Below are 10,147 nucleotides of genomic sequence, written 5' to 3'. Positions count from 1 at the left end.
TTGAAAAACAAAACCGATACTTCTCTTTTGTGGTGGAAGGTTTATTTTTTTCTTACTGTCAAAATAAACTATACCGTTAAACTCTATATACCCTTCATCTGGTGTTTCAAGTCCAGCGATAGACCTAAGTATGCTAGTTTACCACTTCCTGATTTACCAAATATTGCTAAAAACTCTCCCTTTTCAACCTTAAAGTCCACTTCTAAATTAAATTTACCATTTACACCTATAAGTAATCCCTAGCGCTCCGCTCGAACCCTCGGTGTGCGTCCAACCCAGATCCCCATGATCAAGCCATAGATCAGATGGGCGAGGGCGAAGGAGGGCCAATCGACATACCGCGCCATCACCGGGTTGAAGATCGGAAGGATGACGAACGTGGCGGACAGCCAGAGCAGCGGACCTACGATCACGGCCCATAGCAAGGGCGGTCCAGGCAGGGTCGGCAGGATCATGGCGTAGAGAGCTCCCAGCCCGCTGGAAAGCAAGCCATGCAAGATCAGCCCAGCGAAAAGTGCGGTCGGATGAAACCGCGTGAGGACCTCCATGGGTGCTCCCTGGAGCTCCCGGACGAGCGTGGCTCCGATGAGGTTCACTGGGAGCCAGATCCCCTGGCCAGAGTACAAGCCGTACCCAAGGGCGACGCCGACCATGGCGATGCCTCCGGCCAGCCCCCCGATCACCCCCGCCCGATACGGAATGATCTCCGCTGGCCATCCGGTTCCGATCTCCTCCATGCGCAGCGCTTCGCCGATCTGTTTCCACCATTGTGCCATGGCTGCACCTCCTGGAACGCTGAACTTTTTACACCCAAGCATGCACTAGCCTGCTGAGCAGACGTCTTCAGAAAGTGATACGCAGCAAGGGGCGCAATGGGTGAACGCTTCGTGTCCATTGGCTGTCGGACGCGGGGGCTCGTGACTTCCGCAAACCGAGGGTCTTGACAAACGCTGCAGCGAATTTACAATATAAGTGCGAGGCGCTGCTGAAAAGTGCATAGGCGGATGTGGGTTTCACCATCTCCGTGAGGAGGCGGCCATGACCCCAGGGAAACGCTTCGGGCGGGCGCCCCTTCTGTTGGTAATTGCAGCGGTCCTTATGGGCTCAGGCTTCCCAACAGGGGCCCAGACTCGGGTAGAAGCGCAATCCCCTTGGTGGCAGAGCTCTCCCGCCACAGCGAGAAGCACCTTTCAACCCCAGCCGTCGACTCCACCTCCTAGTGTGGAAACTGCCTCCGATCCGACCCTTCGAAAGCTTGCTCCGGATCTTCGTCCTTTGGCCCTACACCCCACCCGCCGTGTTGTGTTGGTCAGCGTCCTAATGACAAAGGAAACTGATCTCAACAACGTGATGCGACGAGTGGTTTACAGCAAACCCCTGAACGGCATCCGCTGGGCGGTGGGGGAGATCCAGGATTCCCAGCTTCGGAAGCTAGCCGGCCTCCCCGGGGTGATCGCTGTGATCTCCACAGAATCCTATCAACCCGTGGAAGCCCCACCGGATGATGAACTTCCGCCTACCCGAGGCCGACTCACTGGAAGGGAGATCCGGGAGCTGCTGCAACAGGGAGGCAAGTCGTTGCTGTTCCAGAAGCTCCGAGAGCTCCGCGGGCGTCAGCCCCGCCCGGTTCCTCTCCCGAAACCGGTTTTGCCTCCCGGGGAGGGACGTCCATCCCCCGCTCCCGCTGCCCAGAGTCCCGGGGCAGAGCCGGCTACGGTAAAAGTGCGGGAGATCCACGGCGCGTCCGAGGCGCACGCTAAGGGCTATACGGGCGCTGGGGTGGTCGTTGCCGTTGTGGATACCGGCGTGGATTTCGGTCATCCAGACCTCCAGGGCACTCAGGCCCGCATCCCCTCCGGCCCCTACGCCGGCTGGCCCTTCGCCTATAACACGCTTTCAGGCGCCTTCTACGCCCTTGACCCCACCGCGACGATCGGCCCTGATAATTACTGGGATATGGTGACGCTGACCTGGTTCGCCCATACCCTGCCAGTGAGCGGGGCCACATGCACCGCCTTAACCTGCACAGCCTCATTGACCCTGGACTACACCAACACCCCGACCAGCACACTGACTTTCATCTGGCCGAACCGCTCAAGGAGCGGGCAATATTACTATACGGTCCATCCGGATATCTGGCATCTGTTTGCTGGGAACGCGCTAGGGTTGGGCTATGCGGCTGATCCTATTGCCGCCCCGGCGGTGGTGATCGTGGCGGACGAGGCCTCTCCTGGGGTCTATGATACGGTCTACGTGGACGTGGACTTTGACCAGGACCTCACCGATGAGAAGCCGATGCGGAAGGGCAGCGAGCTGGCAGGCGCCGATCTCTTCGACGCCGCAGGGAACCCCGGTGCGGATGGGATTTGGGACCTCTCGGCTGGGATGTTGACCTGGATCGCCGATGGGATCAATCCGCCGCCGGGCGTCTCGGCTTTGTACGATGGGGTGGCAGTCCCCCAAGCGGGCCGCCTCCTCTCCTTTGTGGGCGACGAGGATAGTCACGGCACCAACTGCGCCAGTGACATCGCCGCCCAAGGGGTGATCACCGACCCCGAGTGGATCGGTCCGATCAACCCGCTCTTTGCGGGTGGCGAGAGCATCGGCGGGGTTGGCGGGCCGGTGCTGGCCGGGATGGCGCCGAAGGCCAAAGTTGCGGCCTTCCAGAACGGATTCTACCTGCCCTTTGACTCTTGGACCCTGGCCGCCCTGGGCTTCGATGGAGTTCCCAACTCCGGCGACGAAGCCCAGATTGTCAGCAACTCCTGGGGCGCCAGCGCCACCATCAACGACGGCTGGGACATGACCTCCCGCTTCGCCCACTGGCTGAATAATTACTTCGCCCCGAACACCGCTTTCCTGGTGGCCACGGGCAACGGCGGCCACGGCTACGGCACCGTCACCGAGCCGGACGGCGGCTCCATCATCGATGTGGGCGCCAGCACGTCTTACGGCTCCCTGGTATACTTCGAATTCGTTACCCCTGATCAATTTACCTACGGCGACGTCCAGCCCTGGTCCAACCGCGGGCCCACCACTCTGGGCGATGTGTCACCTGATGTAGTGGCCGTGGGTGCCTGGGGCACGGGGGCCAACCCGCTGAACATCTACTTCGGCAATGGCCAAGCCGCCTATGACATCTTCGGCGGCACCTCGATGGCCACGCCGGTCGCCGCCGGCAACCTGGCCCTGGTCTATCACGCCTTCCGCGCCAAGCACGGCCGCTGGCCGACATGGACGGAGGCTCGGGCGATCTTCTTGAACGCGGCCCACGATCTGGGCTACGATGTGCTCACCCAGGGTTCCGGCAACGTGGATGCCGATCGGGCCACCGATATCGCCGCAGGGATGAACTACGGCTACTGGGTGGAGCCGGCCCAGTGGACGCCGGGCAGCTATCGGGGTGTGGAGTACCCGACCTTCCCTGCGATCATGCACGCCGGCCAATCCGCAGCGAAGACCTTTACGATCCATAACCCCACCGCAGTTCCCTTCTCCGTGAGCCTGCGTGATGTGACCCTGGAGAAAGTAGGCGAGCTGACTTTCACCCTTTCCTTCCCATCTTTTGGTCCACCGCCCTTCACTCGTCCCACCTGGGTAACCGATATCACGCCGTTGATCGAGGCCTACGATCCCGATTTGGTGCGGGCGCAGGTGATTTTCCCTTACAGCGTCTTTGACACGAATGGAAATTACAAATACGACTGGCACGATCGTTGGCGGGTGCTCTTCTATGACTGGACTGACCTGAACGGAGACGGGAACCTGTGGACTGACACCAACGGGAACGGCCGGGTGGATGCGGGGGAGATTGACATCGTAGGCGGCATCTATGAGTACAACCGTTTTACCTACGGCTACCCCAGCGGGACCTACCTGGAGGCCAGCCTGGGCCGCGATAGCCTCTCCCGCCGCCACGACGGCGTCTTCTTCGGTGTCCAGCGGCGTACAACCTCTTCGCTGGATGTAAATGAGGGAATTGCAGACTCCACGGGGACTGCAGGCCCCGACCCGGTCACCATGCAAGTCCGCATCACCTTCTATAAGAAGGCCGACTGGGGCTGGCTGAGCCTCTCGGCCTCCAGCGTGAGCCTACCGGCGAACGGGAATGCTACCTTCCAGGCGATCCTGTCGGTGCCCTCCACGGCACGGCCCGGGGTCTATGAGGGCGCCATCGAGGTGAGCCACGGCCCGCATAAGCACGTCATCCCGGTGGTGGTCCATGTAGCCGCCAACGGGCCGACCTTCGATTTCGGCGCCGCGTCCTTGGCGGAACCGATTGGGAACCAGCCGTATGACAACGGCCATCTCTTCGGTGGCTTCGACTGGACCTGGCGTTACGAATCGGGCGATTGGAAACTCTTCTACTATGACATCCCCAACGGCACCGCCGGCCCGGGCAAGGCGATGATCGTGGACACTCGTTGGTTCACCACCCCAACCGACGTGGACACCTGGATCTTTGCCCGGTCCACGGACTTTTACTCCACGCTGGATCCCACCTTCTTCGGCCCACAGAGCGTGGAGCTGGTCGGTGGGAGCAACGACACGTATATCGGCAGTGGCAGGTTCATCTTTGATACCGCCACTGGCGGGCCGCGGGAGATCGTGGCTGGGGAGATCCGAGATGGGCTGGGCTTCGTCGCCCTCCACAACGTGCTGTACGCGGGCGCCCAATTCGGCGAGCCGCTTGTGGGATCCGCCTACCAGGTGCAGGTGACTCCCTACCCGGTGGTGATCACCATCCCCATCACATCAGGGATGTGGACCGAGTTCTTCTCTACGACCCGCTCCATTCCGGAGGGGATCCAGGTTCTGGCGTTCGGCCTGAGCCAGCCGCAGGTCCTCTTGAACCAAACGGCCCTTCAGGATGATCCGGACGATCCCTGCACGGCCAGCTGGGTGTATTCCCAGACCATCTCCTCCGGTGGATTGCTGGAGATCACCACAAGCAGCGCCACGCCTGGGCTGGACATCGATCTTTACCTCTATTTAGATGATGGGGATGGAACGTTCGAGTGTGGGACGCAGGATGCCCTGGTCGGCAGCTCGACCACGCCGACGGCGGTGGAGCGCATCCGTGTGACCCTGCCGCCCGATGGCCGCTACTGGATCGCCGTCCACGGATGGAACGTCCCCGGCGGGAGCGCGCCCTTCAACATCACCATCCAGGCGATTCAGGGCACCGACTTGGTGGTAAGCGGCGTGCCTTCCGGGGCGATCCCGGCCGGGACTCCGGTTTCGTTCCAGGTGGCCTTCTCGAAGGCCGTCACGCCGCCGGCGACGTATTACGGTATCCTCTTCGTAGGCCCCGCGCCCGCTCCAACGGCGCTTCAAGTCCCGGTGACGATCCATTTCGTGCCCACAGTGTCCCGGATCTACCTCCCGCTTGTGATGAAGAGCGGGCCGTGAGCGGGCTCTTGCGACAACCGCGAGGGGGGCAGCGCACCCGCTGCCCCCCTCGTTATTTACCAACGGGCGCATCCTTCATCGATGGGATGCGCGAAGGTGCCTTCTCGCGGTTCCTATTGGCGGGAGGCGTCGAGGTGGCGGTCACCTTTAAGGCGGTCACCTTTAAGGTGACCGCCACCTCGACGCTATATGGACTCCACCACCCCCCGGGGGACCAGGTATCGCTCAACCGGCTCCCCATCCGGGAGGCGGGCGGCCAGGGTTTGCCAGAGGCGGCGGGCTTCTTCCCGCACGGTGTCTAAAGCGCGAACCTCCCCCGCGGCCCGGAGCACTTTCCCCAGCGCGATCCGCGCCATCAACGCGGCCGGCCGGAACCCCGCCGCGTCCGCCCACCGGCTGGCCTCCTCCAGAACCGGACGGGCTTCCTCCGGATGGCCGACGGCCCGGGCCCAGCGCCCTGCCTCCACGGCGGCGTGGGCGAATTCCACCACCAACCCCCGGCGCCCCGTGTATTGGAGCGCCTGCTCCAGCATGGACCGGGCTTCCTCGTAGCGTCCGCGCAGGCGCGCCAGGCGGGCCTCCCCGACCAACCCCACGCTCCGGGCCACTGCATCGACCGCCCGCCCCTGGGCCAGGGCCTCATCGAGCAACGCCGTCGCCCGCTCGAGATCCCCCCGGGCCAGAAAAACCATCCCCAGGCCAATCTGGGCGCTCAGACGGTGCGCTCGAAGGGCGGATTGACCCTTCAACAGGGTCAGCACGCTTTGGAACTGGGCCTGGGCCTCCTCCAGCTGACGCGCCCGCAGCGCGAGGTATCCCTGAAAGATCCGCGCCCAGATGGTGCTCCAGTCCATCTCCGGAACCCGCCGGGCCAGCTGCAGCCCCTTGTTCAGCCAGGCCTGCGCGTCGGTGAACTCCCCACGCAGGTCCTGCAGGTAAGCCATCAGGTTGCAGCTCATCACCACATGGGGCCATTGCGCTGTGGCCTCCGCGATGGTCAACGCCTGATGCAGACACGCCTCGGCAGGCTCCGACATCCCCTGCAGCGTCAGGATCCACCCATAAAAGTTCAGCAGCAGCGGCGCCTGCTCCGGCGCCAAAGCCTCCGCCAGTTCCACCCAGGGCCGACCCCACAGGGGAGGGGCCGGTTGGAACAACCCCTCCCCCGAAGGAGGCGCTACGGCTTCCTCTCCGAAGACCAGCTCCAGGCGATCCAATAAATCCGACTCCGCCGGGCTGAGGACAGCCGCGAACTGTGCCCGGATCTCCCCTGCCAGATCCCCGGCTTCCTCCAGCCGGCCGAGCATGGCCAGCGTGGTCATCAGCCGGCGGGCCGCGTTCAGCGCATGGACCCGATCTCCCTGGGCTTCCGCCCATTCCCGGAATCGCGTGTAGGTCTCGACGATGCCCTCCCAATCCCCCAACGCCTCGAGGGCCATCCCACGCCCCAGATAAGCCCGCCGGATCCATTCCGTCAGACCTTCCCCGCGTGGGCTCAGGCTGGCCGCGGACAGGGCTTCGTCATAATGACGCACCGCCTGCCGGAACCCATACGCCTGTCGGGCGTGGTCGCCAGCCTCCACCGCATAGCGCACCATCGCCGGAAGAGCGGATCGGCCCGCACGCTGGAAGTGATAGACGATCTCGGCGCTGTAGGGACCCGGGTGGGGCCCATACAGAGCCGCCAGGGCTTCCGCCAGGCGCTGATGCTGACGTCGCCGAACCACCGGGGGGATCGCCTCATAGATCACGCGGCGGACGACCTCATGCACAAAAGAAAGGCGCTCCTCCGGATCCTCCTGAAGAAAATGCCGCTCCAGCAGGATCCGGAGATAGGGCTCCGGATCCGGCGGGCCGACCAGCTCCAGCCACTGAACGGGGAAAGCCCGTCCGATCACAGCGGCGATCTCCAGGATCTCCTGGGCCCTCTCCGGCAGGCGGGCCATGCGATCCGCGATCAGCGCCCGAAGGGAGGAGATCGCTGCCGGGCCTTCCAAGTAGCGCTCCAGGGTTTCCCGCCGGAACGGCGCTCCTACCCCCAGCGCCGCCCGCAGAAGCTCGGCCGTGAAGAGCGCGTTCCCCTCCGTCAAGCCATGAAGGCGATGCGCAAGATCCCTCAGGCGCTCCGGTGGCTCCCCGCTCCACTGGGCCAGCCAGTGAGTGATGGCCTCCACAGGAAGACGCCCGACACGGATCCAGCGCCCGATCCCCTCCCGACGCAACGTCTCCAGCAGATGGCTGACCTCCCTTCCCTCGGGCTCCTCCTCCGGCGTGTGCACCAGCAGCAGCGCGAGGGGATGTCGGGATGCCCGCCGGGCCAGACGGCCCACCACCGTTAAGGTGGCCTCGTCGGCCCAATGCAGATCATCCACGAACACGACCAGCGGGCGCTGATCGGCCAGGGCGATGATCAGGTTGGAAAAGCTGTCGATCAGACGGTGCCGGTTTTCCTCCGGCGTGGTCTCCGGAACGCTGGGCAGGTTCGAATAAAGCAGGTGCAGGGAAGGGATCAGCCGGGCCGCCTGAGCCAGCGCGAAGGCCGGCAGCCTCCTCCGCCGATCCTCTGGAAGCTGGCTCAACAAGCGGCGCAGGCCTTCCGCCAGGCATGAGAAGGGAAGCGTGCGTTCGATGAAGAGGCCGCGGACGCGGAGGACATCCGCATCCGGAGCGAAGCGGCGGATCGCCTCCACCGCCAGGCGGGTTTTGCCAGCCCCCGGCTCCCCAATCAGGATGGCTACGCCTCCATGTCCCTTGGGGAATCCTCCGAAGACTTCCTGCAGGCGCTCGAGCTCCGCCTCCCGTCCGACGAAGATCCCTCCCATCTGCTCTTCCGGGATCGGGAGATCCTGAACCGGCCGGGAAGCGGTCAAACGGGTGGGCTGAAGCTCGCCCCGGAGGAGCGCTTCATAAAGGGCGCGGGTGGGAGGGGAAGGTTCCACCCCAAAGGCCTCCAGCAGCACCTGACGGCAGCGCTCATAGGTGCTCAGCGCTCCTGCGATATCCCCGACCGCGATCTGATAACGCATCAGGGCCCGATAGGCGGGTTCCCGGAATTCGTCCAGCGTGAGCACCCGCCGGCAGAGGGGGATGGCTTTCTCCGGGGTGCCCGCCGCCGCCAGGAGCTCTGCCAGATCCAGCGCCGCTTCGATGAATCGCTCCCGCAGCCGCTCCCGCTCCGTTAAAGCCCATTCCGCGTACGGATCCTCGATGAGGAGATCGTCCCGATACAGGGCGAGGGCTTCCACCAGGCGAGCGCGTCGTTCCTCCGGCGCGTCCGTCCGCCCGGCGGCCTCCAGGAGGTCCTCAAAGGCCCATACATCCACCCAGAGCGGCGCATCGCGGGCCACCGCATAACCCGGCGGCTGGGAGAGGATATACTGCGAAGCGCGGGGCGAGCGATCCGGCTCCAGCGCGCGGCGCAGGGCGTGGACGGTGCTGCGTAGCGTGATCGCGGCCCGCTGGGGATCGGCATGGGGCCATAGCCAGTCCAGCAGCTGATCGGCGGGCACCGGCTTCCCGCGGGCCAGCAGCAGGATCTTGAAAAGCTGCTTGGCCCGACGGGTGAACCACGCAGACTCTGGAATGAGGGACTCCCCCCGCCATACCTCAAAACGCCCGAACATCCGCACGCGTAACATCGGATCGATCCTTCCGGCCGGATGCGCTTGACATGGAGAACCTGAGCCCATGAGGAGACGTCGAAGGCATGCCTTCAGCTCCCCCAAGAACCATCCGCATCCCCCTCCCGACTGGCCCAGAGAGCCGTGGGGAAGGGGATGAAAGGGAATGGGGCCTCTCCATCTCCGCTCGCGGGCCCCGAACCGCGTAACCCCCCTCTTATTTTCTCATCACTTTGAAGGAGTGGGATCGCAACGTGGCGATCAGGACCGGGGGTCCCATGGTGAAAAATGCGATGAGACCGAGGGCCTGGGCGGTGGGGTCGGCTCGGGGGTTGAGGAGGGGGTGAAGCACAAAGGGTGCCCCCGCGAGCGCGTAGGCAAGAACCGCTTCCATCAACGGCGCTCCAGGCGGGGAGGGCACAGGGGAGGGCCAGCGGCTGGAAACCCAGAGGTAGATCCCATAAATCAACAGCATGGTCGCCATCCATCCGGCGAAGTTCTGGAGCGGGACCCCGAAATAGGGGCCGCGGGTCTTCCATACCCAGAAGCCCATGCGGGCCATCGCGGGATCCATCACCAGATCCCACGCGGTCATCCAGATCGCGGCCAGCGCGGCAACTCCCCACCGACGCCGTGGCGCCACCGGCGGCTCGTCCAGAACCTGACACGCCACGATGAAGGCGGGATAGGCCATCATAAACCAGGCGAAGGGGATCAGCACCGGCACCCCCAAGAGGAGGGGCCCCAAACGCCCGGTATACGCGTAAGGGCCGTAAATCCACCCGGTGGCCACCCCGATGGCTTCCATCCGTTCCGTGACTCGTCGTCATCTATTTCACCCCGTGGGGTTCCACAGATGACCGGTCCCTTCCTGCTTCATCGACCGGGTGCTCGTAGACCAGGCCCCAGGGCCCGTTCCGCCGCAGAGCCGATCCCCACAGGCGTCACTTCCCGCGGAACTCGCGGTAGGGCCTTTCCGGGCGGCCAACCCGTATTGCCTCAAGTTCAGCGCGGCATTGAGGTCCCGGTCGATCTCCAACCCGCACCTCGCACACCGAAACACGCGCACCGACAGGGGCATCTTCGGCCCCACCCACCCACACCCCGAGCCACGC

Annotated in this window: 5 protein-coding genes and 1 pseudogene; 1 reads left to right on the top strand and 5 read right to left on the bottom strand. The window is 64.1% G+C overall.

Features of this window, described 5'->3' with window-relative positions; translation table 11 throughout:
- Together ACFMO5_RS02470 and ACFMO5_RS02465 are read right to left on the bottom strand one after the other, a co-directional pair.
- Positions 1-200 (bottom strand): annotated as a pseudogene (locus ACFMO5_RS02470) (ATP-binding cassette domain-containing protein); the annotation flags it as partial.
- A 39-nt stretch (positions 201-239) separates the two neighbouring features.
- Positions 240-776: a hypothetical protein gene (locus tag ACFMO5_RS02465; RefSeq protein WP_376791191.1), complete on the bottom strand. Its 537-nt coding sequence runs from the start codon at positions 774-776 to the stop codon at positions 240-242.
- A gap of 544 nt (positions 777-1,320) precedes the next feature.
- Between ACFMO5_RS02465 and ACFMO5_RS02460 the strand changes: the two genes are divergently transcribed.
- Positions 1,321-5,412 carry a S8 family serine peptidase gene (locus ACFMO5_RS02460; RefSeq protein ID WP_376791190.1) on the top strand — a complete coding sequence of 1,364 codons (4,092 nt, stop codon included), beginning with the start codon at positions 1,321-1,323 and terminating at the stop codon, positions 5,410-5,412.
- A 185-nt stretch (positions 5,413-5,597) separates the two neighbouring features.
- On the opposite strand, the gene ACFMO5_RS02455 is transcribed toward ACFMO5_RS02460, so the two are convergent.
- From ACFMO5_RS02455 to ACFMO5_RS02445, 3 genes are all read right to left on the bottom strand, one after another.
- The gene (locus ACFMO5_RS02455) at positions 5,598-9,050 is read right to left on the bottom strand and encodes an AAA family ATPase (RefSeq protein ID WP_376791189.1); all 3,453 of its coding nucleotides are present in this window, start codon (positions 9,048-9,050) and stop codon (positions 5,598-5,600) included.
- 199 nt (positions 9,051-9,249) lie between these two features.
- A complete protein-coding gene (locus ACFMO5_RS02450; protein WP_376791188.1) occupies positions 9,250-9,840 on the bottom strand; it encodes a carotenoid biosynthesis protein in 591 nt (196 codons plus the stop codon).
- A gap of 27 nt (positions 9,841-9,867) precedes the next feature.
- Positions 9,868-10,147 (bottom strand): zinc ribbon domain-containing protein (locus ACFMO5_RS02445; protein ID WP_376791187.1); only part of this gene is annotated, 280 nt, incomplete at its 5' end.

Source organism: Thermoflexus sp. (genome assembly GCF_042408365.1).
Lineage (GTDB): Bacteria > Chloroflexota > Anaerolineae > Thermoflexales > Thermoflexaceae > Thermoflexus.
Note: the sequence above shows the minus strand (reverse complement) of the source record. Positions and strands in the feature narration are given on the sequence as shown.